This is a genomic window from Zoogloea dura (assembly GCF_012927165.1).
Classification (GTDB): Bacteria; Pseudomonadota; Gammaproteobacteria; order Burkholderiales; family Rhodocyclaceae; genus Zoogloea; species Zoogloea dura.
This window is the reverse complement of record NZ_JABBGA010000008.1, coordinates 49,416-73,429: the sequence shown is the minus strand read 5'-3', so window position 1 is coordinate 73,429 and position 24,014 is coordinate 49,416. Positions and strand designations below refer to the sequence as shown.

Annotated in this window: 23 protein-coding genes; 13 read left to right on the top strand and 10 right to left on the bottom strand. The window is 67.6% G+C overall.

Going from position 1 to position 24,014, the window contains the following annotated elements:
- Position 1 precedes the first annotated feature (1 nt).
- The 9 genes from HHL15_RS11810 to HHL15_RS11770 all read right to left on the bottom strand — a co-directional run bounded on the left by HHL15_RS11810 (position 2) and on the right by HHL15_RS11770 (position 9,513).
- Positions 2-190, bottom strand: coding sequence for a DUF3460 family protein (locus HHL15_RS11810; protein WP_169145970.1), 189 nt, complete (start codon positions 188-190; stop codon positions 2-4).
- A gap of 37 nt (positions 191-227) precedes the next feature.
- On the bottom strand, positions 228-2,438 hold the full coding sequence (locus HHL15_RS11805; RefSeq protein ID WP_169145969.1) for a RelA/SpoT family protein: 2,211 nt from the start codon (positions 2,436-2,438) through the stop codon (positions 228-230).
- A 26-nt stretch (positions 2,439-2,464) separates the two neighbouring features.
- A complete protein-coding gene (gene rpoZ, locus HHL15_RS11800; protein ID WP_169145968.1) occupies positions 2,465-2,680 on the bottom strand; it encodes a DNA-directed RNA polymerase subunit omega in 216 nt (71 codons plus the stop codon).
- A 1-nt stretch (position 2,681) separates the two neighbouring features.
- Positions 2,682-3,296, bottom strand: coding sequence for a guanylate kinase (gene gmk, locus HHL15_RS11795; protein WP_169145967.1), 615 nt, complete (start codon positions 3,294-3,296; stop codon positions 2,682-2,684).
- A gap of 113 nt (positions 3,297-3,409) precedes the next feature.
- A complete protein-coding gene (locus tag HHL15_RS11790; RefSeq protein WP_169145966.1) occupies positions 3,410-4,738 on the bottom strand; it encodes a cytochrome P450 in 1,329 nt (442 codons plus the stop codon).
- Between the two features lie 78 nt (positions 4,739-4,816).
- A complete protein-coding gene (locus tag HHL15_RS11785) occupies positions 4,817-5,641 on the bottom strand; it encodes an HpcH/HpaI aldolase family protein (RefSeq protein ID WP_169145965.1) in 825 nt (274 codons plus the stop codon).
- Positions 5,638-6,570: an NAD(P)-dependent oxidoreductase gene (locus HHL15_RS11780; RefSeq protein WP_169145964.1), complete on the bottom strand. Its 933-nt coding sequence runs from the start codon at positions 6,568-6,570 to the stop codon at positions 5,638-5,640. Before HHL15_RS11780 ends, HHL15_RS11785 begins: the two co-directional genes overlap by 4 nt.
- Entirely contained in the window at positions 6,567-8,576 is a 2,010-nt protein-coding gene (locus HHL15_RS26920) for an O-linked N-acetylglucosamine transferase, SPINDLY family protein (RefSeq protein WP_169145963.1), read from the bottom strand. The genes HHL15_RS11780 and HHL15_RS26920 overlap by 4 nt, the downstream gene beginning before the upstream one ends.
- A gap of 70 nt (positions 8,577-8,646) precedes the next feature.
- Positions 8,647-9,513 carry a YicC/YloC family endoribonuclease gene (locus HHL15_RS11770; protein ID WP_169145962.1) on the bottom strand — a complete coding sequence of 289 codons (867 nt, stop codon included), beginning with the start codon at positions 9,511-9,513 and terminating at the stop codon, positions 8,647-8,649.
- Positions 9,514-9,600: 87 nt separating this feature from the next.
- On the opposite strand from HHL15_RS11770, the gene HHL15_RS11765 reads away from it, so the two are divergent.
- From HHL15_RS11765 to hemW, 5 genes are all read left to right on the top strand, one after another.
- On the top strand, positions 9,601-10,560 hold the full coding sequence (locus tag HHL15_RS11765; RefSeq protein WP_169145961.1) for a serine/threonine protein kinase: 960 nt from the start codon (positions 9,601-9,603) through the stop codon (positions 10,558-10,560).
- On the top strand, positions 10,557-11,468 hold the full coding sequence (locus tag HHL15_RS11760) for a PP2C family protein-serine/threonine phosphatase (protein ID WP_169145960.1): 912 nt from the start codon (positions 10,557-10,559) through the stop codon (positions 11,466-11,468). The genes HHL15_RS11765 and HHL15_RS11760 overlap by 4 nt, the downstream gene beginning before the upstream one ends.
- Before the next feature lie 97 nt (positions 11,469-11,565).
- The gene (gene rph / locus HHL15_RS11755) at positions 11,566-12,312 is read left to right on the top strand and encodes a ribonuclease PH (RefSeq protein ID WP_169145959.1); all 747 of its coding nucleotides are present in this window, start codon (positions 11,566-11,568) and stop codon (positions 12,310-12,312) included.
- 24 nt (positions 12,313-12,336) lie between these two features.
- Positions 12,337-12,930, top strand: coding sequence for an RdgB/HAM1 family non-canonical purine NTP pyrophosphatase (gene rdgB, locus HHL15_RS11750; RefSeq protein ID WP_169145958.1), 594 nt, complete (start codon positions 12,337-12,339; stop codon positions 12,928-12,930).
- A 13-nt stretch (positions 12,931-12,943) separates the two neighbouring features.
- Positions 12,944-14,161 (top strand): radical SAM family heme chaperone HemW, encoded by a 1,218-nt coding sequence (hemW, locus tag HHL15_RS11745; protein ID WP_169145957.1) that lies wholly within the window; start codon positions 12,944-12,946, stop codon positions 14,159-14,161.
- Between the two features lie 15 nt (positions 14,162-14,176).
- Here the strand turns inward: hemW and HHL15_RS11740 are convergent, their stop codons facing one another.
- A complete protein-coding gene (locus tag HHL15_RS11740; RefSeq protein WP_169145956.1) occupies positions 14,177-15,097 on the bottom strand; it encodes a GNAT family N-acetyltransferase in 921 nt (306 codons plus the stop codon).
- 228 nt (positions 15,098-15,325) lie between these two features.
- Between HHL15_RS11740 and HHL15_RS11735 the strand changes: the two genes are divergently transcribed.
- From HHL15_RS11735 to metX, 8 genes are all read left to right on the top strand, one after another.
- Entirely contained in the window at positions 15,326-16,597 is a 1,272-nt protein-coding gene (locus HHL15_RS11735) for an Eco57I restriction-modification methylase domain-containing protein (RefSeq protein WP_169145955.1), read from the top strand.
- A 124-nt stretch (positions 16,598-16,721) separates the two neighbouring features.
- Positions 16,722-18,020, top strand: a complete 1,299-nt coding sequence (gene gshA / locus HHL15_RS11730; protein WP_169145954.1) for a glutamate--cysteine ligase — start codon at positions 16,722-16,724, stop codon at positions 18,018-18,020.
- A gap of 74 nt (positions 18,021-18,094) precedes the next feature.
- Positions 18,095-19,036 carry a glutathione synthase gene (gshB, locus tag HHL15_RS11725; RefSeq protein ID WP_169145953.1) on the top strand — a complete coding sequence of 314 codons (942 nt, stop codon included), beginning with the start codon at positions 18,095-18,097 and terminating at the stop codon, positions 19,034-19,036.
- The gene (locus tag HHL15_RS11720) at positions 19,027-20,079 is read left to right on the top strand and encodes an FAD:protein FMN transferase (RefSeq protein ID WP_169145952.1); all 1,053 of its coding nucleotides are present in this window, start codon (positions 19,027-19,029) and stop codon (positions 20,077-20,079) included. The genes gshB and HHL15_RS11720 overlap by 10 nt, the downstream gene beginning before the upstream one ends.
- A gap of 115 nt (positions 20,080-20,194) precedes the next feature.
- Complete coding sequence (locus tag HHL15_RS11715; protein WP_169145951.1) at positions 20,195-20,578, top strand: PTS sugar transporter subunit IIA; 384 nt, start codon at positions 20,195-20,197, stop codon at positions 20,576-20,578.
- Between the two features lie 77 nt (positions 20,579-20,655).
- Positions 20,656-20,925: an HPr family phosphocarrier protein gene (locus HHL15_RS11710; RefSeq protein WP_169145950.1), complete on the top strand. Its 270-nt coding sequence runs from the start codon at positions 20,656-20,658 to the stop codon at positions 20,923-20,925.
- Between the two features lie 34 nt (positions 20,926-20,959).
- Positions 20,960-22,681, top strand: a complete 1,722-nt coding sequence (gene ptsP / locus HHL15_RS11705; protein ID WP_169145949.1) for a phosphoenolpyruvate--protein phosphotransferase — start codon at positions 20,960-20,962, stop codon at positions 22,679-22,681.
- 204 nt (positions 22,682-22,885) lie between these two features.
- Positions 22,886-24,007: a homoserine O-succinyltransferase MetX gene (gene metX, locus HHL15_RS11700; RefSeq protein WP_169145948.1), complete on the top strand. Its 1,122-nt coding sequence runs from the start codon at positions 22,886-22,888 to the stop codon at positions 24,005-24,007.
- Positions 24,008-24,014: the final 7 nt, after the last annotated feature.

The following is a 24,014-nucleotide window of genomic DNA, read 5'->3' as shown; positions in this document are numbered from 1 at the left end:
ATCAGCTCTCGGTGGCGTAGGGATAGGCCTTGGCGGGCACCTTGCCGGCGGCGTATTCGCGCTGGGTCTCGGCGTCCTGGGGCTTATCCCACCACAGGGCCCGGCCCTTCTTCTGCTCTTCGCGCTCTTCGGGATGCTTGTCCATCCATTCGCGCATGAACTTGGTGTGGTCGGATTCGTAGATTGCCATTGTGATCTCCCTTTTAGCGGCGTGGATTCTATCAGCCTCAGCCGGCTTTCTGGTCACCCTTCAGGCGGTTGATGCGCACCACCTCGGGGATGTTGCGCATGCCGCGGATGACCTTGGCCAGATGCAGGCGGTGTGTCACCTGCAGCGTGATGTAGATGGTGGAATAGGCGCCCTGGTCGCCATCGGTGCTGACGTTCTGGATGTTGCAGTCCTGCTCGGAGATGGCATTGGCCACCTTGGCCAGCACCCCGCGCACATTCTGGGTGAGCAGCTTGAGGGTCACGTCGAAGAGGCGGTCGGTGGACGCCTCCCATTCCACGTCGATCCAGCGGTCACGCTCGCTGCGCAGCTTGCGGGCCTGCGGACAGTCGTGCATGTGCACTTCCAGGCCCTGCCCCTTGCGGATGATGCCGACGATCGGATCGCCCGGGATCGGCCGGCAGCAGCGGGCCAGCTGCACCGCCACACCCTCGGTGCCACGGATCAGGATGGCGCCGGCGGGCTTGGGCTTGACCACGTCGGCCCGGCCGGACTCCACGTCCTGGATCTCGGCCAGGCGCCGCGCCACGATGGCCGGCAGACGACGCCCGAGGCCGATGTCGGTCATCAGCTCACGGCGGTTGTTGAGGGTGAATTCCTTCAGGAAGCGGTCCCAGGCAAACATGCTGACCTGCCCCAGGGTCAGGCCGTGAGGCCGCAGCGCCTGGTTGAGCAGGCGCTCGCCGAGGGTCGAGGCTTCCTCCTGCTGGGCGTTCTTTAGAAAATGACGGATCTGCGCACGGGCCTTGCCGGTACGCACGTAGCTGAGCCAGGCCGGATTGGGGCTGGCATGGGCCGCGGTGATGATCTCGATCTGATCGCCGTTGTGCAGCTCTGTGCGCAGGGGCATCAACTCGCCGTTGATGCGCCCGGCCACGCAGCGATTGCCCACGTCGGTATGCACCGCGTAGGCGAAGTCCACCACCGTGGCGCCCCGCGGCAGGGCGAAGATCTTGCCCTTGGGGGTGAAGGCATACACCTCGCCGGGGAAGAGATCGACCTTGACGTGCTCCAGGAACTCGCTGGAGTCACCCGAGGTGGATTGCAGTTCGAGCAGGGACTGCAGCCAGCTGTGGGTCTTGTGCTGCAGCTCGGTCAGGGTCTTTTCGTCTTCCTTGTACAGCCAGTGGGATGCCACGCCGCTCTCGGCAATGTGGTTCATCTCGTGGGTGCGGATCTGTACCTCCACCGGCGTACCGAAGGGGCCGATCAGGGTGGTATGCAGGGACTGGTAGCCATTGGCCTTGGGAATGGCGATGTAGTCCTTGAACTTGCCCGGCACCGGCTTGTAGAGGGCGTGCAGCGCCCCGAGCGCCCGGTAGCAGGTCTGCACGTCGGGGACGATGACCCGGAAGCCGTAGATGTCCAGCACTTGGGAGAAGCTCAGGCGCTTCTCGGACATCTTGCGGTAGATGCTGTAGAGGTGCTTCTCGCGGCCCCGTACCTCGGCCTCGATGTTCCATTGGGGCAGGCGCTCCTCGATGGCCAGCAGGATCTTGCCGACCACCTCGCGACGGTTGCCCCGGGCGGCCAGGATGGCCTTGGAGAGCACCCCGAAACGCATCGGGTAGCGGTGCTTGAAGGCCAGTTCCTGCAGCTCGCGGTAGAGGCTGTTGAGCCCCAGCCGGTTGGCGATGGGGGCGTGGATTTCCTGGGTTTCCCGGGCGATCCGGCGGCGCTTGTCGGGCCGCATGTGGTCAAGGGTCCGCATGTTGTGCAGACGGTCGGCCAGCTTGATGAGGATCACCCGCAGGTCGCTGGCCATGGCCAGCAGCATCTTGCGGAAGTTCTCGGCCTGGGCCTCTTCCTGGGACTGGAATTCGATCTTGTCGAGCTTGGACACCCCATCCACCAGCTCCGCCGTGGTGCGCCCGAAGCGCTCGGCGATCTCGGCCTTGGTGATGTGGGTGTCTTCCATCACATCGTGCAGCAGTGCCGCACACAGGGCCTGGGAGTCCAGGTGCCAGCCGGCGAGGATCTCGGCGACGGCGACGGGATGGGAAATGTAGGGTTCGCCGCTCTTGCGGAGCTGCCCCTGATGGGCGTCGGCGGAGAAATGGTAGGCGGCTTCGATGCGGCCGATATCCTCGGGCCGCAGATAGGCCGCTACCTGGGCACGCAGGCGCCCGAAATCGAGAGGCAGCACACAGGAAGGGGGAGGCTGGAAAACGCCGCTACCACTGACCGGGATCGGCGCGGCGGATTCCATGTCATCACTCTCTCGCGGGGCGGCCGTCAGGCCTGACCGCGGTTGAGGACTTCGGCGCCCACCTTGCCGGCAGCAATCTCGCGCAGGGCGATCACGGTGGGCTTGTCCTTGTCGTGGCGGTCCAGGTCAACCTGGGGGGTGGCGCCGGCGGTCAGCTGGCGGGCACGATAGGTCGCCGCCAGGGTCAGCTGGAAGCGGTTGGGGATTCGTTTGAGACAGTCGTCGACAGTAACGCGGGCCATATCAGTCCTGTTCCAGGTAATGGAAAAACTCCGGCTTGCGTGCCTCCTGGTTGGCGTAGCGGAGCCGGGACGCCCGTACCACAGCCACCAGATCATCAAGGGCCGCGGACAGGTCTTCGTTGATTATAACGTAGTCGAACTCCGCCACATGGCGCATCTCTCCCCGGGCCCCCAGCACCCGGCGGGCGATCACCTCCTCACTGTCGGTTCCGCGGCCGCGCAGACGGCGCTCCAGCTCCTCGACCGAGGGCGGCAGGATGAACACGCCGACAGCCTGGGGAAAGACCTTGCGCACCTGCTGGGCCCCCTGCCAGTCGATCTCGAGCAGGATGTCCCTGCCCGAGCTGATCTGGGATTCCAGCCAGGTCTTGGAGGTGGCGTAATAGTTGTTATGGACCTCGGCCCACTCGAGGAATTCACCCTTGTCGCGCAAGGCGCGGAAGGTCGGCACATCCACGAAGTGGTAGTGCTGGCCGTCGACCTCCCCGGGCCGCGGCGCACGGGTGGCGTAAGACACGGACAGGCTGACCAGCGGATCGCGGGTCAGCAGGCCGCTGACGAGGGTGGTCTTGCCGGCGCCCGACGGCGCGGTGACGATGAAGAGGGTACCTGGCATGGAATGGCGCTTTCTATCTCGCGGCGGACACCCGTGATGGTCCGCCCGGCGGTGCTCGGTTCGAAGCCCCGCATTGTGCCAGCGACGCCCCCCGGCGCACCAGACCGGGGCTGTCAGGGCGCGCCGAAGGCCAGCCGGAAATCATAGTGGGGTCGGGTGGTCAATGCGCCGAGCGGCCGTGGCGGCGTGGAGTCCACCCGCCGGAGTGTGGCACCGGAGACAATCTCCTCCACGATGGCCTGCATCTCGATCCCGGCGAAGTGCTTGCCCGGGCACAGGCGACTGCCCCCACCAAAGGGCACGAAGGTGTTCCTGTCGTGGGTGGCGGCGCCCTCCTTGCGCAGCCAACGTGCCGGGCAGAAGCGCTCGGCATCCTGCCACAGGCCCTTGTGGCGCTGCAGTGTCCACGGGGAGACGAGGATGGCACTGCCCGCAGCCAGTGTCTTTCCGCGGAACTCCGTCACCGCCTCCACATCGCGCAGGAAGAAGGCGATCGGCGGATAGAGGCGCAGGGACTCCTGGATCAGGGCATCGACGGACTCCGCCTGCGGACGGTCGCCATCCGGCAGCGCACCACCCGACAGCTCCCACAGCAACCAGCTGAGCACGGAGGCTGTCGTCTCGTGCCCGGCGAGGATCATCACCGCCACCTCGTCGAGCAGGCGCGCCTCCAGCACTGCCCGATCGGCGACCTCGCCGGAGGTGCGACGCAGGGTATCCAGCACCTGCCGATGGAAAGGTGGCCAGGCAGCCTCGGGCCGATCCAGCCAGGGCGTAACGAAACGCTCCTGAATCATCTCCCGCAGGCTCAGCCCCACCGGCTCCAGCTCCATGCGACCGAGCAGTGCCGGCGTGTCCCGCAGCGCGTTCCCGGAGCACATCAGCAGGAAGGCGCTGGCCCGTCGGTGGTAGGTAAAGAAAGCATCCACGAAGGCTTCGCTCTGGGCCGGCGTGAAACGACCGCCGAGCAAACACTCGGTAACGATGTCGATGGTCAGCCTGGATAGCTCCCGCGGCACTGCGACACCGGACGGCGCCGCCTGCCAGCGCGCCAGGTATTCCCGGCTGAGCCGGCGTGAGACACGCTCCACCTCCTCACCCGGGACTCCCGCCAGGGCCAGGAAATAGGCTTTACGCATGTCCTTCACAGCCTCGCCACCACCCTGGCCGAACACCCCTTCACCAATCAGGGGGCGCAGGATGGCCGTGAGGTGGGAGCTCTTGGGAAACACACCGTCCCGGTTCCGCAACACCGCCTCGACGATGGCCGGATCATTGGCCAGTGCCAATCCCCCCACGGGCAGGCGGAGCGTGAGCAACCACCGCTCATAGGCCTTCCACCCCAGCAGACGCAGTGGATTGCGCAGGATCACGACGGCCAGCCGGCAGACCAGGGACGACCAGCCGGACAGGCGGGCCAAGGCTTTCAACAGGACGAGCATCTTCGACCTCGGAGCGGGTGAGGGATGGGCAGGCAGCCGGGGTATATACCACGTGCACCGGCACTGGCGCAGACGCGCTCAGCCCCTTCTGGCGCCCGCCTCCGGTGCACCCACCCGTTCCGCCAGCTCCCGGCGCCGGGCCGCCAGCCAGGCCGGTGATGCCGCAGCGTATTCGTCGAGGCGCTGCCGCAGGGCAGGGACATCGCGGGCCAGCTCAGGAGGCTCACTGCCGGCAAAGAAGGCCCGCGAGACCAGGGCTCCGCCCGCCCGGAGACGGGGATACTGAGCCAGGACCAGGTCGGCGGGGATGGGCAGATGCCTGTCGCCGGCCCGGCCGACACCGCCCACGGCCAGATCCAGGCCCGCCCCCAGTATGGTGTCAGCCAACGCTTCGAGCAGGCCGGACACCAGCACATGGAAGTGCGTCGGCCACCCCAGGGAAAGGCGCAGATCGTTCAGCCCGACGTGGATCTCCGACAGCCCCGGAATGCGGCAGATCGCCCCCGCCACCGCGGCCGCCTCGGCGGTTTCCAGCAAGGGCACGGGGTGGGCCCGCCCCGCCACCAGGTCCACGAAGCGGGCGACTTCATCGACGCTGCGGAAGAAGGGCAGCATCAGCGTCCGGGCGCCCAGGGCGAGAAGACGCTCTATCTCGTCAGCCGATCCTGCATGAATCGGATTGCAGCGGGCGAACAGCCGCGCCGGGGAGACCTGCCCGGCGAGGGTGGCTAGGTCGGTCTCGGCGTGATCGGAGATCCAGGTAGCCAGTCCGCCCTGGCGCTCATCCTTGTTCAGGCGCTCCAGGTCCACACCGATCCGGTCGATGCCCGCCCGGTCAGCCGCAAGCGCCACGGCCCCATCCCGGGTGAACAGGGTCAGCACGAAGGCATCACCGTAGCTCATGGCGCCACCTCGGCGACCAGCCGATCTCCCTGCAGGTAGCGCGCGAGCTGGCCCTCCATGAACACCTCGAAGTCCTGCTGCATGTCCGGGTGGTAGGCCGCCACCTTGGGCGTGATGATCAGGCCCGGTACGCGCCAGAGGGCATCGTCCACGGGGGGCACCGGGTCCAGCACATCCAGGGCAGCCCCACCCAGCCGACCACTCCCGAGGGCGGACAACAGATCGGCCTGCACGACCAGACCAGCCCGGGCCACATTGACCAGTAGCGCACCAGGCGCCAGGCGCGCCAGTACCGCGGCATCCACCAGGCCGACGGAAGCAGGCGCAAGAGGCAGGGCAAGGACCAGCCCATCACATTCCGCCAGCACGTCCCGCCAGGCGTCCGCACCCACGAAGGCGTCGCAGGCGGCCAGCCGTTCCGGCGTGGCCCGCCGGGCACAGCCAAGCACCCGGATGCCCAGCGCGCGCAAGCGCGGCGCAAGGGCCAGGCCGATGGCCCCCATCCCCAGCAGCAGCACCTGACGGGGCAGGCGTTGCATCACCATGGGCGCCGCCCATTGCCCTCGCCCTTGGGCGGCGAAGGCCTCGGGCAGGCGGCGCACAAGGGCCAGCAGCAGGGCCAGTGCATGAAGGGCTATCGCTTCGGCATTCATGGGATTGCGGGTCAGGCGAACCCCGCGCACGGCAAGCTCGGCAACGGGCAGCTGATCGATTCCCGCGGCGGTGGTCTGCACCCAGGCCAGGTGCGGCGCATGGGGCAACACCTGACGCAGATAGCGATGACCGACGATGATCTCGGCAGAACCGGCCGCCCCCAGGGCTTCCGCCTCACTCAAGGCCTGCACCACCCGGCCCGCGCCTACCAAGGCCTCGAGGCGCTGCACATGCGCCGGGCTCGGCTGCCAGTTACCCGGCATCAACAGGATCATTCCACCTCCTCCGACGGAGCCGCACAGAACGCTGTCCAGGCCTCCCTCAGCACGCCTTCGAGGGCTCGCGTCAGTTCAGCGGGCTGGCGTTCGGCCTGGACAGTCATGCGCTCGCGCAGGCTGTCACGCAGGGCCGCCAGTTCGGCGGGGTGAGCAGCCCAATGGCAGGCCCTGGCCACGAACTCCTCATCGCTCCAGGCGATGAAACCAGGCAGGCCAGCAGCCGCCAGACGGCTGGCGCACAGACGCTGGACAAAACGCTCGCCACTCAGTGTGAGGGTCGGCACGCCCATCCACAGGGCGAAATTGGCCGTGGTGCCACTCGAAAACGGCTGGGTATCCAAGGCGATATCCACCTCGGCATGCAAGGCGAGGTAGTCCGGCAGGCTGAGGCGTCCGGCGAAACGCAGACGCTCCGGCAGAACGCCCTCCGCCGCAAGACGCTGGCGGATCCCGTCCGCAGCTCCTTCATCGGTCACTGCGGCGATCAGCAGGCGGGCATCCGGCAGGCTGCTCAGCACCTGGCCCCACAGGGCAAGCGTGGCATCGGTGAGCTTGCCCGCCCGGTTGAAGCTGCCAAATGTAATGTGGCCCCGGGCCATGCACGGCGCAGGCGCCACGGGCGACAAGCCGGCCGGCGGCTCAAAGGCGGTGGCCTGGGGCAGATGACACAACCGCTCGGCAAAGGCTGCATCGAAACGCCCCGGCGGAGCCAGGGTCGCATCCACCAGCCGGATATCCATACTCGACAGGCCGGTCGTGCCGGGATAGCCCAGCCAGGTCACCTGCAGCGGTGCCGGCTTCCTGGCGAACACGGCCAGCCGGTTGCCCGCTGTATGACCCGACAGGTCGAACAGGATGTCCACCCGGCGCTCGCGGACCAGTGCATCCAGTGCGGTGTCGGACAGGCGGGACACCTCGTGCCATTCGTCACTCAGCCCGCGGAGTTCGACCGCCACCGCATCGTCCGCCGCAGTACCCGAGAAGGCCAGGATGGCGAAGCCCTCCCGATCGAGATGGCGCCAGACCGGCAGCAGAAAGCGGGCCACCGGATGATCGCGCAGATCCGCGGAAACGAACCCCACACGCAGGCGTCGCCCCGGCTCCCGGCTCACCCGCCAGCCGCCTTTTGGCAGTCCGAAACATGCCTCGGCCATGCGCCCGAAGTCCCGGTGGGCGGCATCAATCACGGCCGCGCCGCTGGCCTCGTCGTGCACCAGAGCGTAAAGAAGGTTGCTCCATGCAGCAAAAGCGGTCAGGTCATGATCCAGCACGAGCCGGGCCTCCCGGATCGCTCCGGCGGTATCGCCGAGGACGCAGAGGAGCGCAGACAGATTGATCCGGGCCGGCTGCAACGTCGGGTCGAACTGCAGCGCCTGCCGCTGGCACTCGGCAGCTTCCCGATGCCGGCCCAGCGCCGCCAGCACATTACCCCGGCTCTGGTGGGCGATCGCCAGGCCCGGCTGGAGACTCAGCGCCGCGGCCAGCGCCACCAGCGCCTCCTCGCTCCGGCCAACGGCATGCAAGGCATTGCCCCGCGCAAACTGGGCCAGGGGCAAGCCGGGCGCCAGGCCGGTCGCGCGCTCGGCAAAGCGCAGAGCGTCGCCCGGCTCCCCACCGGCCAGTGCATTCTGGGACGCGTTCACCCACACCGCGGCCACCCCCGCCGCCAGTTGCAGACTGCGCCGGAAGGCACGGGCTGCCTCAGCATGATGCCCGGCGCGCATGCGCACCACGCCCAGGGCGTCCCACAGGGCGGCATCGCTCCGGTCGAGACGGCAGGCCGCCTCAAGGCAGCCTTCGGCCTCGCCCGCCTCGCCTGCAAACCCCAGGGCCAATCCCAGCAACTGCCAGGCCCGCGCATCCCGCGGACAGCTCGAGACCAGCCGGCGTGCCCGCTCCACGGCAGACATGAATCGACCCGCCTCGAAATCGGCCTGCCAGGCCAGGACATCCCCCGCCGACACGCCCATCCCGCCGGCCCCGGCGAAATGACTTATGGACACACCCACACCATCCCAGCAGATGCCCTGAGCCGGCAACAGGAAAACATGGCCAACAGCATCCCGGAATCAATCACTCGATGTTTTGCACCTGCTCGCGCATCTGCTCGATGGCCAGCTTCAGCTCGACGGCCACTGCCGTCATGTCTGCCGCCATGGCCTTGGAGCCGAGGGTGTTGGCCTCGCGGTTGAGCTCCTGCATCAGGAAGTCGAGCCGCTTGCCGGCCGAGCCACCGGCCTTCAGGATGCGCTCCACCTCATCGAGGTGGGTGCTCAGGCGGGACAATTCTTCGGCCACGTCCACCCGCTGGGCGAACAGGCCCACTTCGAGGCGGATGCGGTCTTCGTCCAGGGTGGCCGCCGCGTCCCGCAGGCGGGTGGCGAGCTTCTCCTGATATTCGGTCACCAGCGCCGGCACGCGGGGTTGCACGGTCGCCACCAGCTCGCGCATGCGCAGGATGCGGCCTCGGATCATCTCGGCGAGTTTCTCGCCCTCCCGGCGGCGGCTGGCAACCAACTCGTCGAGGGCGACGCGGATCAGGGGGCCGATCTCGGGCTGCAAGGCATCGAAGCCCAGGCTGTCGTCGGCCAGAATCCCCGGCCAGCGCAGCACTTCGCCGACACTGAGCGGCGCCGCGGCCGGCAGGGCCGCCTGGATCGCAGACTGGGCCGTGCGCAGCTGCTCCAGCAAGGCTGCATTGATCGACAGGTCGCGAGGTGCGCTATCCTTCGTCTGCAGATTGAAGCGAATCTCCACCTTGCCGCGGCTGAGCCGGCCGGTGATGGCTTCCCGCAGGGCCGGTTCGGCCTGGCGCAGGTCATCATTGATGCGGAAGGCGAGGTCGAGGTAGCGGGAATTGACGCTCCGCAGTTCGAGGTGCAAGGCTACGCGGCCCAGATCGCGAGTCTGGACGGCAAAACCCGTCATGCTGTGAATCATCCTGTTTTTCCCGAGATAGCGCGGCGATCCAAGGGTAAACTAGCCCCCCCGAACACCACCAAAAGTCGAAGTGTAGCGCTCCGCCCGATGGCCACTCAACAAAACTGCGCCCTTCCTTCCGGATTCCAGCTCGACCATTACCGGGTCGAGCGACAGTTGTCGCTGGGCGGTTTTTCCATCGTCTACCTGGCCTACGACCAGGACGGCACGCCGGTCGCCATCAAGGAATACCTGCCCAACTCCCTGGCCCTGCGCGGTGAGGGCGAGGTGACGCCGCACGTCACCGAGGCTCACCAGGGCGCATTCCGCTACGGCATGAAGTGTTTCTTCGAAGAAGGCCGGGCGCTCGCCAAGCTGGTGCATCCCAACGTGGTGCGGGTGCTCAACTTCTTCCGCGCCAACGGCACCGTCTATATGGTGATGCAGTTCGAACGGGGCCGGACGCTGCACGACTACATCCAGAAGAACAAGGGCAAGAAGGGCGGGGTCAGCGAGCGCTTCATCCGCGGCGTGTTCACCCGCATGCTCAACGGCCTGCGGGAAGTCCATTCCCACAAGCTGCTGCACCTCGACATCAAGCCGTCGAACATCTACCTGCGCAACGATGGCACGCCGGTCCTGCTGGACTTCGGCGCCGCCCGCCAGACCCTGATGTCCGACACCCCCATCCTGAAGCCGATGTACACACCCGGTTTCGCCTCGCCGGAGCAATTCGGCAACCGCGAGTCCCTTGGCCCCTGGAGCGACATCTACAGCGTCGGAGCCAGCATGTATGCCTGCCTGGCCGGCACCTCGCCGCAGCGCTCGGACGAACGCATCAAACATGACACGGTCGAACCCGCCGTCAAGGCCTGGGCGGGCGAGTACTCCCCCCATTTCCTGGCGACCATCGACTGGTGCCTCCAGCTGGATCCGCTGAAGCGCCCGCAAAGCTGTTTTGCCTTGCAGAAGGTCCTCGCCCAGCGCCATCGGGAAGCCCCGCCCCAGCAGAAGAGCTGGCTGGAGGGACTGGGCTCCCGCATCAAAACCATGATGGGTCGTACATGAGATTCACCATTTTCCAGGAAAGCCGGATCGGCAAACGACGCACCAACCAGGATCGCGTGGCCTACTCCTACACGCGGGACGCCCTGCTGCTGGTGCTGGCCGACGGCATGGGCGGCCACCTCTATGGCGAGATCGCAGCCCAGATCTCGGTACAGTTCATCGCCCAGTCCTTTCAGCAGGAAGCCCGCCCCAAGGTGGCCGACCCGGTGCTCTTCCTGTCGCGGGTGCTGAGCAATGCTCACCACGCGATCCTCGACTACGCCTTCGACAAGAACCTCTCGGACATCCCGCGCACCACCATCGTGGCCTGTCTGATCCAGGATGGCATCGCCCACTGGGCCCACGCCGGCGATTCACGCCTGTACCTGATCCGGCGCGGTCGCCTGCTGGCCCAGACACGCGACCACTCCCGAGTGCAACTGATGCTCGACCAGGGCCTGCTCGACGCCGAGTCCGCAGCCTCGCACCCGGGACGCAACCGGATCTTCAGCTGCCTGGGCGGCAGCCATCCGCCCCAGATCGAGTTCTCCCGGGGCACCGCACTCATGAACGGCGACGTCCTAGCCATCTGCTCGGATGGCGTCTGGGGCCCCCTCGAGACCGATGACCTGGTACGCACCCTGGCCGACGGCCGGGTCATGGACGCCGTCCCGGCGCTGATGAACGAGGCCGAGACCCTCGGCGGCGCCCAGTGCGACAACATGTCCCTGATCGCCATGACCTGGCACGACGATCACCAGGAAGACACCCCCGACACCGTGTCGACCCGCACCATGCCCGCCGACGCCTTCACCACCCAGATGGAAGGCTTCGGACGCAACAAGCGGGGCGATCAGGAAGACCTCAGCGAAGACGAGATCGAACGGGCCATCCGGGAAATCAACGCCGCCATCCACAAGTTCAAGTAAGCCCCCGGCCTGCCGGCCGGGGAGATGCCCCGCACAATGCCCGCGCCCCGCACTCGCCGGGCTGCCCCCCTACCGCAACGATCCGCCCTCAACCGCCATGACCCAATCCGCCTCCTTCCAGGCCCGCCCCAGCGGCCGTACGCCCGATCAACTCCGCAGCATCCGCATCACCCGCGGCTTCACCCGGCATGCCGAAGGATCGGTCCTGATCGAATTCGGCGACACCCGCGTGCTGTGCACCGCCAGCGTGGAAGAGGGCGTGCCCCCCTTCCTGCGGGGCAAGGGCCAAGGCTGGCTGACCGCCGAGTATGGCATGCTGCCGCGCTCCACCCACACCCGCAGCCCGCGGGAGGCCGCCAAGGGCAAGCAGAGCGGGCGCACCCAGGAGATCCAGCGCCTGATCGGCCGCAGCCTGCGCGCCGTGGTGGACATGGAAGCCCTCGGCGAGCGCCAGATCACCATCGACTGCGACGTTCTGCAGGCTGACGGCGGCACCCGCACCGCCTCCATCACCGGCGCCTGCATCGCCGTGCATGAAGCCCTCGACGGCCTGGTCAAGGCTGGCAAGCTGGCTGCCAACCCGATGCGCGACTTCGTCGCCGCCATCTCGGTGGGCATCTACAAGGGCACCCCGGTGCTGGACCTCGACTATCCTGAAGACTCGGACTGCGAAACTGACATGAACGTGGTGATGACCGGCAGCGGCGGCTTCGTCGAAGTGCAGGGCACGGCCGAAGGAGGCCCCTTCTCCCGCGCCGAACTCGACAGCCTGCTGGAACTTGCCGGCGCCGGCATCGCCCAACTCGTCGTTGAACAGAAAAAGGCGCTCGGCATCCCTGCCTGAGCCATCTGCACAGCGAGGCCCGCCATGAAACAACTCGTTCTCGCCAGCGGCAACGCCGGCAAGCTCAAGGAACTCTCCGCCCTGCTCGCCCCCCTGGGCATCGAGGTGCTGCCCCAGTCGGCCTTCAATGTCAGCGAAGCCGAGGAACCCCACCCCAGCTTCGTCGAAAACGCCATCGCCAAGGCCCGCCACGCCGCCCGGGCGACCGGCCTGCCGGCCCTGGCGGACGACTCCGGGCTGTGCGTCGAAGTGCTGGGCGGCGCGCCGGGCGTGCTGTCGGCCCGCTTTGCCGGCGAACCCAAGTCCGACCAGCGCAACAACACCCTGCTGCTCGAGAAGCTGGCCGGACAAGCCGACCGGCGGGCCCGCTTCTACTGCGTGCTGGCCCTCCTGCGCCACGCGGAAGACCCGCAGCCCCTGATCGCCTGCGGCGAGTGGCACGGCGAGATCCTCGACGCGCCGCGGGGCGCTGCCGGCTTCGGCTACGACCCGCTGTTCTTCGTGCCCGAGCTGGAACAGACCGCGGCGGAGATTCCCGCCGAGCTCAAAAACATGCTGTCCCACCGGGGCAACGCCTTCCGCCAGCTGCTCGACCGCCTCCGCGCCGAGCCCACCTGAGCGCCTCCGCCCCATGCCCGAACCCCGGATCATTCCGATCACGCCCAAGGCCGCCGCCCCCAAGGCCGGCGGCTGGCAGCCCAGCCTCAGTGCCTCGCCGCCGCTGTCGCTGTACATCCACTTCCCGTGGTGCGTGCGCAAGTGCCCCTACTGCGACTTCAATTCCCACTCCGTCAAGGACGAGGGCATCCCCGAAGCCGCCTATATCGCCGCCCTGATCGCCGACCTGGAAAGCGCGCTGCCGCAGATCTGGGGGCGACGGGTTCACAGCATCTTCATCGGCGGCGGCACCCCCAGCCTGATCAGCCCGGACGGACTCGACGAACTGCTCACTGCCGTACGCATGCGGATCCTCCTCGACCCGATGGCCGAGATCACCCTCGAGGCCAACCCCGGCACGGTGGACGCAGGCCGCTTCGCAGCCTTCCGCCAGGCCGGCATCAACCGCCTGTCGGTGGGCATCCAGAGTTTCCATGAAGGACACCTCCAGGCCCTCGGCCGCATCCACGGGCGTCACGACGCCATCGCCGCAGCCGAAGCGGCGCTCAAGCATTTCGAGGCGGTCAACCTCGACCTGATGTACGCCCTGCCCGGCCAGAGCCTGATGGAGGCGGAGGCTGACCTCGCCACCGCCCTGGCCCTAGGCCCCCAGCACCTGTCCTGCTACCACCTCACCCTGGAGCCGAACACCGCCTTCGCCGCCAATCCACCCGAAGTCCCCGACCCGGACGCCTCGGCCGACATGCAGGAACGCATCGAAGCGCGGCTTGGCGAAGCGGGCTACACGCACTACGAGACCTCGGCCTTCGCACGCCCAAACCGGGAATGCCGCCACAACCTCAACTACTGGACCTTCGGCGACTACCTGGGGATAGGCGCCGGTGCCCACGGCAAGCTCTCTTCCCACGAGGGCATCGTCCGGGAGACCCGCCCCCGCCACCCCACCGCCTATCTGGCAGCCAAGGACAGCGGCGCATTCGTGCAGGACAGGCGCAGCCTGGGTGCCCAGGACCTGCCCTTCGAGTTCATGATGAATGCCCTGCGGCTGAACGGCGGATTCCCCTTGCGGCTGTTTGCCGAACGTACCGGCCTGCCGCTGGAAGCCGCCGAGGCCGGCCTGGTCCAGGCCCGGCGCCAGGGGCTGGTCGAGACCGATGGAGACACCCTGCGCCCGACCCTCAAGGGCCGGCGCTTCCTCAACGAACTGCTGATGCTGTTTCTCGCCGACTGAAGCCCCGGCAACCACTCAACCGGTGCCGGACAAGGCCCCGCGCAGCGCCAGCTGCCCGGACTCGGCCAGCGCGGCAAGGCTCCCGCCCCGGGGCACAGCCGCTCGCCGGTTGGCCACGAAGGCCGCCAGCCAGGCCCGGTTCAACAGGGTCGGCCGGAGGTTGAGCAGCACGGCGCTGCGCAAGGCGCCATTGGCAAACTGGCGCTTGACCTCGCTGTCGCCCGGGCGGAAGTCGAGATAGCGGCATTCCCCGTCCTGGAACAGGCGCCGGATCACCTGCAGGTGCAGCAGGCTCCCCGCCGACCTGCTGCGATAATCGTCCCGCTCGCCGGCCCCCAGATACCACAGGATGTCGTCCAGGCGGCCGAGGCGCAGGTAGGCGACCGGCTCATCCGCCGCAAACAGCACATAGCCGCGCCCATCCCTCGCCGGCCTCCGCCGGTCCTTCTCCGGCAAGGCTGGTGGCGGGGTTGCACACACGGCGCGGATGCGCTCGACCGCGCGGACAAAATCCGCCGTGGCGCCCGCCGCATCCCGGTATTCACGCAGCACCAGCTCTCCACCGCAGCGGGCCATGAGCCGGCCCTCTTCACGCTCGAAGGACTCGCGGCTCTTCTCCGAATAACGGTTGGCCATGAAGCCATCGAAGCTCCCGGCCAGCGAAAGGTAATGCCAGGTGTCCCGCGACAGCACGCAGGCAACCCTGTCGTCATACACCGTATGGGTGCGCCAGCCAGGATCGGGGATGTTGCAGAGCAGGCTGCCGGCGCACGGGGCCGGCACGGCGGACAGGGAGAGAATGTCGCCATCGGCACCACCCAGCGCCTCGGCGAGGGTGATCTCCCGGACCGTCAGGGGCAGCTTTTTTGCCAGGACCTGCCTGCCTCCCAGCACAAAGGGCAGGGAGAAAATACGCTCAAATTGTTGGGGGACCATGATTGACGTCTGAGGCCCGGTCGCATTGCGCCGGGCTTGAATTTTCTTACGGCATAATAAATTATCACAAATGAATTACCCCAAAAAGCGCGCAAAACCTTGATTTACGAGCGTCTCCATGCTTTCGCGGTTTGCCCGGCCAGGCAGATCGTCGCCCCCCGGCGGCGGGGGCTACCCGCCCGCAACGACTTCCTGCACAATGCCGCAGCTTCCGTCCCGTCCACCCTGATGCCCGCAGCTCCCATTCCAGCGCCCCCTGCCGCGTTCGACGTCGCGGCCTCTGCCCTCGGCCAGGTCTTCACCCCCGAACGCATCGTGCGCAGCATGCTGCGCCTGCGCAGGAATGCCGGCCGGGTGCTGGAGCCCTCCTGTGGCGACGGGGCCTTCCTGCGCCACCTCCACCATGCGGTAGGCATCGAGCTCGACCCCCGGCAGTGCCCGGCCGGCGCGCTCAACATGGATTTCTTCGCCTACCCGGAGAGCGAGAAATTCGACACCGTGATCGGCAACCCGCCCTACGTGCGCTACCAGGACATCTCCCCGGCCACCCGGGCGCTGCTGCGGCGGGACGGTTTCGACGGGCGCAGCAACCTGTACCTGTTCTTCATCGAGAAATGCCTGCGCCACCTGGCTCCCGGCGGCGAGCTGATCTTCATCACCCCGCGGGACTTCCTGAAGTCCACCAGCGCGCGCAACCTCAACCGGCGCCTGCACGCCAGCGGCACCATCACCCACGCCATCGACCTGGGCGACGCGCGGGTCTTTGCCGACGCGGTGCCCAATTGCCTGATCTGGCGTTTTGAACTGGGCAACACCTGCCATCACACCGCCTGCGCGCACCTCGGCCAGAGTGACGACCTGGCCCACAGCCTTGAGCACCCGCCCTGGGTGTATCGCCACTTCTCAGAATGCGCGGGGCACCTGCTTTTCTCCAAGGGCGAATACGGCCTGGCCCTGGCCGATGTGGCCAGCGTGAGGGTCGGTGCCGTCTCCGGGGCCGACCCGGTGTTCGCCAGCACCACGGCGGGGACCCGGGATTTCGTCAATTCCGCCACCGTGCGCAACGGGCAGACCCGGCGGATGATCTGGGTCGCCCCCACGGACCCGCCGCCCGCCGCCCTGCTGCCGCACAAGACCCGCCTGCTGGCCCGGCGCATCCGCCGCTTCGACGAGAACAACTGGTGGCACTGGGGGCGGGGCTATCCCCAGACCGACGCGCCGCGCATCTACGTCAATACCAAGACCCGCCGCAACCACCCCTTCTTCGTCCACGCCTGCACCCACTTCGACGGCGCGGTGCTGGGCATCTTTCCCCACGACCCGGCGATCGACCTGGAAGCCTTCCGCGACGCCCTCAACGAGGTGGACTGGAAGGACCTGGGCTTTGTCTGCGACGGACGCTATCTGTTCACCCAGCGCAGCCTCGAAAACGCCCCCCTGCCCGAGCGCTTCCGCAGCTTCCTGCCTCCTGCCCACCCCGCGTCGGGGAGCGCCGCCTGACGGGGCCTGCCGACGGATGGTGTAACATCCCGCGAACAAACACGGGCAGCGCAGGTCCACGACGCACTCCCTTCCGTCGGGCACCCCGACGCACCGCCCACCCGAGAACAGTTCGCGAGGTCCCATGGTTCCCCATCTCACCACCGCGCTCACCGGCCCCCTGCTGGAGCTGGAACGCCATTTCCTCGACAACGCCTGCGCCATCGAACGCTGGATGCGCACCCAGTGGCAGGAGCACCTGCCGCCCATCTACGGCTCGACCGACCTGCGCAACTCCGGCTTCAAGCTCGCCCCGGTCGACCTCAACCTGTTTCCGGGCGGCTTCAACAACCTCAACGATGCCTTCATGCCCCTGTGCGTGCAGGCTGCCCAGGCCGCCATCGAGCGCATCTGCGTCGGCGCCCGCTCCATCTTGTTGATCCCCGAAAACCACACACGCAACCAGTTCTATCTGCAGAACGTGGCCAAGCTGGTGTCCATCCTGCGCCTGACCGGCCTGGAGGTGCGCCTCGGCAGCCTGCTGCCGGAGATCACCGAGCCCACCGTGGTGGAGCTCGCCAACGGCAGCAGCCTGACCCTCGAGCCCCTCGAACGCCACGGCCGCCGCCTCGGCCTGAAGGACTTCGACCCCTGTGCCGTGCTGCTCAACAACGACCTCTCCGCCGGCATCCCGGCGCAGCTCCAGAACCTGCACGACCAGTGGGTCATCCCGCCGCTGCATGCCGGCTGGCACTCCCGCCGCAAGTCCAACCACGCCGCCGCCTACGACAGCGTGACCCGCGACTTCGGCGCCGCCATCGGCATCGACCCATGGCGCATCAACCCGGCCTGGGACACCTGTTCGGGGCTCGACTTCCACGCCCGCACCGGCGAGCAGGAGCTGGCCGACAAGGTCGCCGCGATGCTCGACAACATCCGCGCCAAGTACAAGGAATACGAGGTCAGCGACGAACCCTTCGTGGTCGTCAAGGCCGACGCCGGCACCTACGGCATGGGCGTGATGACGGTCAAGGACGCCTCCGAGCTGATCGGCCTCAACCGCAAGCAGCGCAACAAGATGAGCGTCGTCAAGGAAGGCCTGGAAGTCCACGACGTGATCATCCAGGAAGGCGTACACACCTTCGAGACGGTCAATAACGCCGTCGCCGAGCCGGTCGTGTACATGATGGATCACTACGTGGTGGGCGGCTTCTACCGGGTGCACACCCAGCGCGGCCGCGACGAGAACCTCAACGCCCCGGGCATGCACTTCGAGCCGCTCGCCTTCGAAGCCCCCTGCAGCCTGCCCGACTGCAACCAGGGCCCCGACGCACCGCCCAACCGCTTCTACGCCTACGGCGTGGTGGCCCGCCTGGCCCTGCTGGCCGCGGCCATCGAGATCGAGGCCACCGAGCCAGCCGTACTCGAAGAAGCCGCCGCCTGATCGCCGCAGCAGGGCGGCCTCCACCGCCCTGCCCTGCGCGCCCTCCCTGAAAAATGCCTTCACCCGGAACGGCCATGAAATTCGCCTTCATCCTCGACCCCCTCGACCAGCTCAAGGCCTACAAGGACTCCAGCATCGCCATGATGCGGGCCGCGGCCCGCCGGGGACACCAGGTCTTCGCCATCCGCCGGGAAGCCCTGATCTGGGAGGGCGGCGTGGTCTCGGCGCGGGCCCTGGCCCTCACGCCCACTGATGACGATCACGCCTGGTACATCGCCGGCGACGAGGCCGTCCTGCCCCTCACTGCCTTCGATGCCGTGCTGATGCGCCAGGACCCGCCCTTCGACTTCGAATATGTCACCGCCACCTGGCTGCTCGAACGGGCAGCCCAGGCCGGCGCACGGGTCTTCAACCACCCCCGCTCGATCCGCGACCACTCCGAGAAGCTCGCCATCACCGAGTTCCCGCAGTTCACCCCGGCCACCCGGGTGGCCCGCGCGGCGGTGGACATCAACGCCTTCATCGACGCCCACGGCGACACCATCCTCAAGCCCCTCGACGGCATGGGCGGCAGCCAGATCTTCCGGGTGCGGGCGGACGACCCCAACCGCAACGTCATCATCGAGACCCTCACCCAGGACGAGCGCCGCACCATCATGGCGCAGGCCTACCTGCCGGCCATCTCCGGTGGCGACAAGCGGGTGCTGATCATCGGTGGCAAGGTCATCCCCTACGCCCTCGCCCGCATCCCGATGGCCGGCGAGACCCGCGGCAACCTGGCCGCCGGCGGCCGCGGCGTGGCCATGCCGCTGACCGACGGCGAGCGCGCCATCGCCGAGTATCTCGCCCCCATCCTGTGGGCCCGCGGCCTCCTGATCGTCGGCCTCGACGTGATCGGCGACCGGCTCACCGAGATCAATGTCACGAGCCCCACCTGCATGGTCGAGATCACCGCCCAGATGGGCTTTGACGTTCCCGGGGCGGTCATCGACGCCCTCGAGGAGGCATGCGCCTGATACGCCGGGCCGCCGCCTCGCTGGCGGCCCTGTGCCTCACGGGACTGCTGCTCGCCGGCTGCCAGCGGGAAAGCCTGCACCAGCAGGAGTCCTACGTCTTCGGCACGCGGGTCGAGATCCTCACCTGGGATGCCTCCGAAGAGCGCTCCCGGGCCGCGGTGGCCGACGTCCTGCAGGAATTCGACCGCCTGCACCGCAGCTACCATGCCTGGGAGCCCTCCGAGCTCACCACCCTCAACCAGGCCATCGCCGCAGGCCGGCAGAACATCCCGGTATCAAGCGAGCTGGCCGCCATGCTCGGCGATGCCCAACGCATTGCCGCGACCGGCGACCAGTTGTTCGACCCCGCCCTCGGCCGGCTGATCGCCCTGTGGGGCTTTCACACCGACAGCTTCAAACCGGTACGGCCCGATCCGGCCCGCCTTGCGGCCGAGGTGAAGGCCCACCCGAGCATGGCCGACCTGACGATCAGCGGCAGCACGGTGAGCAGCCGCAACCCGGCCGTGCAACTCGACCTGGGCGGCTACGCCAAGGGTTATGCCATCGACCGGGCCGCCGCCATCCTGCGCCAGCGTGGCATCCACAATGCCCTGATCAACATCGGCGGCAACCTGATGGCCCTCGGCAGCAAGGGCGACCAGCCCTGGCGGGTCGGCATCCAGCACCCCCGCGAACCGCGCCCCCTGGCCAGCCTGCCCCTGCGCGACGGCGAGGCGATCGGCACCTCCGGCGACTACCAGCGCTTCTTCGAGCTGGACGGCAAACGCTATTGCCACCTGCTCGACCCCCGCAGCGGCCAGCCGGCCGAAGGCACCCGGGCGGTCACCGTGCTGGTCACACCGCGTCCCGGCGCAGGCACCCTTTCCGACGCGGCAAGCAAACCCGTCTACCTGGCCGGCGAGCAGTGGCGGGACTATGCCCGCCGCTATGGCATCGAACACGCCCTGCGGGTGGATGCGGAAGGACACATCATGGTCACCCGCGCCCTGCGCGACCGCCTGCAGCCCGGCGAGGGAATGCAGCTGGAAACAATGCCCGACTAGACCCCCGCCAGTCCTCTGGCGACCCGGTTTCCCGCTGCAGCGCAGCAACGTTTGCATACGCATTGTCACCGTGTTCCTGCCCGCGGTGGCGCGCCCTTCGGCTAGAATGGCCCGCATGATCGGCATCCTCCTCATCACCCACGGCAGCCTCGGCGAGTCGCTCATCCAGTGCGCCTGCCACGTGATGAACCGCCGTCCGCCGCAGATGATGCAACTGGGGGTGTCCGGCCAGGACGACCCGCTGGACGTCCTGCCCCTGGCCCGCCGCCTGCTCAACACGGTCGATAGTGGAGACGGCACCCTGATCCTCACCGACATCCTCGGCGCCACGCCGGCCAACATGGCGGCCAAGCTCCTGGAGCCAGGGCGCATCGAGGGCGTGGCGGGGGTCAATCTGCCCATGTTGCTGCGGGCCATCACTTACCGGGAACGGAACATGGAAGTGCTGGTCAAGAAAGCTGTCGCTGGCGCCTGCGAGGGCGTCGTGCATATGAAGTAGGCAGGCCGCCGATCCACGACATAAGAATAATCAGACCGCATCCCAGAGACCTCGAGGAAGACAGGAAGAACACACCGATGCCGCGCCAGGAAGCAGAAATCATCAACAAGCTGGGCCTGCATGCCCGCGCCTCCGCCAAGCTGACCCAGACCGCCAGCGCCTACCAGTGCGAAGTCTGGCTTGAACGCAACGGCAAGCGCGTCAACGCCAAGAGCATCATGGGCGTCATGATGCTGGCCGCCGCCAAGGGCAGCACCATCACCATCGACACCAGCGGCGCCGACGCAGACACCGCCATGGCCGCCCTGCAGGCCCTCATCTCGGACAAGTTCGGGGAAGGAGAATGACGCCCCCGGCCCACCCGGCCAAGGGGAGGTGCCGATGAGCTTCACAATCCACGGCCTGGCCGTCTCCCAGGGCATCGCCATCGGCCATGCCCACCTGGTATCCCATGCCCTGCTCGAAGTCGCCCATTTCACGATCGCCCCCAAGCACGTGGAGGCGGAAGTGCTGCGCCTCCACAAGGCGGTCGACCGGGTCAAGGTCGAGCTGGCCGGCCTGAAGGCCGCCACCAGCAGCGGCGCGGCCCCCTCCGAGGTGGACGCCTTCGTCGGCATGCACATCATGCTGCTCGAAGACCCGATGCTCGTCGATGCCGCCGAGAACCTGATCCGGACCCGCCGCGCCAATGCCGAATGGGCCCTGGTGCAGCAGATGGAGCAGCTCGTCGAGCAGTTCGAGGCGATCGAGGACGCCTACCTGCGGGAACGCAAGTCCGACGTGGTGCAGGTGGTGGAACGGGTCGTCAAGGTACTCCTCGGCCACCCTGGCCACCTGCCCCCCAAGCGCAAGGACGGGCTCGGGACCATCGTGGTGGCCCACGACCTCTCACCCACCGACACCATCGGCTTCAAGGACCACGCCGTCGCCGGCTTCATCACCGATGCGGGCGGCCCCACCGGCCACACCGCCATCGTCGCGCGCAGCCTGTCCATCCCTGCCGTGGTCGCCCTGCGCCACGTGCGCCACGTGGTCAAGGACGACGAGCTGATCATCATCGACGGGACCCGTGGTGTCGTCATCGTCGACCCCGACGAGCGGGTGCTCGAGGAATACCGCCTGCGCAAGGCCGCTGTCGAGCTAGAACGGTCCAAGCTCAAGCGCCTCAAGTCCACCCGCGCCGCCACCCTCGACGGTGAGGAGGTGCAGATCCTCGCCAACATCGAGCTGCCGCCTGACGCCGTGCAGGCGAAGGGCGTGGAAGCCGACGGTGTCGGCCTGTTCCGCACCGAGTTCCTGTTCATGAGCCGCGACACCTGGCCGGACGAGGACGAGCAGTTCGAGGCCTACAAGTCCGTGGTCAAGACCATGGCCGGCAAGCCGGTCACGGTGCGCACCCTCGACGTCGGCGCCGACAAGGAACTCGAGGGCGCCTCCCGGGCCGAGGACAACCCGGCCCTGGGCCTGCGCGCCATCCGCTTCTGCCTGGCCGAGCCGAAGATGTTCCTCACCCAGCTGCGGGCGCTGCTGCGGGCCAGCCACTTCGGCAAGCTCAAGATCCTGATCCCCATGCTGGCCAGCAGCCACGAGATCGATCAGACCCTGATCCTGCTCGACAAGGCCAAGGCCCAGCTGCGCGAGCGCAAGATCAAGTTCGACGAGTCCGTGCCGGTCGGCGGCATGATCGAGGTCCCGGCCGCCGCCCTGTGCCTGGGCGCCTTCACCAAGCGCCTGCAGTTCCTGTCCATCGGCACCAACGACCTGATCCAATACACCCTCGCCATCGACCGTGGCAACGAGGCCGTCGCCCACCTCTACAACCCGCTCCACCCGGCGGTGCTGCGCCTGATCCACCAGACCATCCAGGCCGGCATCAAGGCCAGCGTGCCGGTCTCAGTGTGCGGCGAGATGGCCGGCGATCCCGATTGTGCCCGGCTGCTGATCGGCATGGGCCTGCGCCAGTTCTCGATGCATCCGGCGCAGATCCTGGAGGTCAAGCAGGCCATCCTGCGCGCCGATGCCAGCGACCTGGCCCCCAAGGTGCAGCGCCTGCTCAAGCTGGACGAACCGGACCGGGTGCGGGAGGCCGTGGAAAAGCTCTGAGCCGCAACACCGGCAACGGCGCGCCGACGTCCCGGCCCGTCGTTACCGGGTTTGACTTGGAGCCGCGCATCGCGCTAATCTTTTGCCTCAGCGCCGATTTGAACCCTTCAGCTTGCGGGCGCTTTACAAGTACGGCTAAAGCGACGGCAGCCCAGTCCGCGACCGTTCGCCGGCTGGGTTTTTCGTTTTCCGGACGAAAGTGAGATGACAGAACAATCCGTTGGAATCGTGGCGCCCCAGACGGCCCACTTCAACACCCCCCTGCCCCTCAAGAGCGGCGGTGTACTGCCCGAGTACGACCTCGTTTACGAAACCTACGGCACCCTCAACGCCAGCCGCAGCAATGCGGTGCTGGTCTGTCACGCCCTTTCCGGCTCCCATCACGTGGCCGGCGTGCATGCCGACAGCGGCGCGGTAGGCTGGTGGGACAACCTGGTCGGGCCGGGCAAGCCCCTCGACACCGGGCGCTTCTTCGTGATCGGGGTGAACAACCTGGGCGGCTGTTATGGCAGCTCGGGGCCCAACAGCACCAATCCGGCCACCGGCAAGCCGTGGGGCGCCGACTTTCCGTTCGTCACGGTGGAGGACTGGGTGGATGCCCAGGCCCGCCTGGCCGACCTGCTCGGCATCGAACGCTTCGCCGCCGTCGTCGGCGGCAGCCTGGGCGGCATGCAGGCCCTGTCCTGGACCCTCCAATACCCGGAGCGGGTCGGCCATGCCCTGGTGATCGCCTCGGCGCCCAAGCTCACCGCCCAGAACATCGCCTTCAACGAGGTGGCCCGCCAGGCCATCCTCAAGGATCCGGAGTTCCACGGCGGCCACTACTACGAGCACGGCGTGGTGCCCACCCGCGGCCTGGCCCTGGCGCGCATGGTCGGCCACATCACCTACCTGTCGGACGACTCGATGGACCAGAAATTCGGTCGCAGCCTGCGTCACGACAAGCCGGTGTTCAGCTACGACGTGGAATTCGAGATCGAGTCCTACCTGCGTTACCAGGGCGACAAGTTCGCCGGCTACTTCGACGCCAACACCTATCTGCTGACCACCAAGGCCCTCGACTACTACGACCCGGCCTTCGACTACAGCGGCGACCTGGTGGCGGCCCTGTCCCGTGCCACCGCCGATTACCTGGTGGTGTCCTTCACCACCGACTGGCGCTTTGCCCCGTCGCGCAGCCGCGAGATCGTCTATGCCCTGATGCACAGCGACCGGCGGGTGAGCTACGCCGAGATCGACTGTCCGGCCGGCCACGACTCCTTCCTGCTCGACGACGCCCAGTACCATGCGGTGCTGCGGGCCTACATCGACAACATCCGGATCTGAGGGCGGA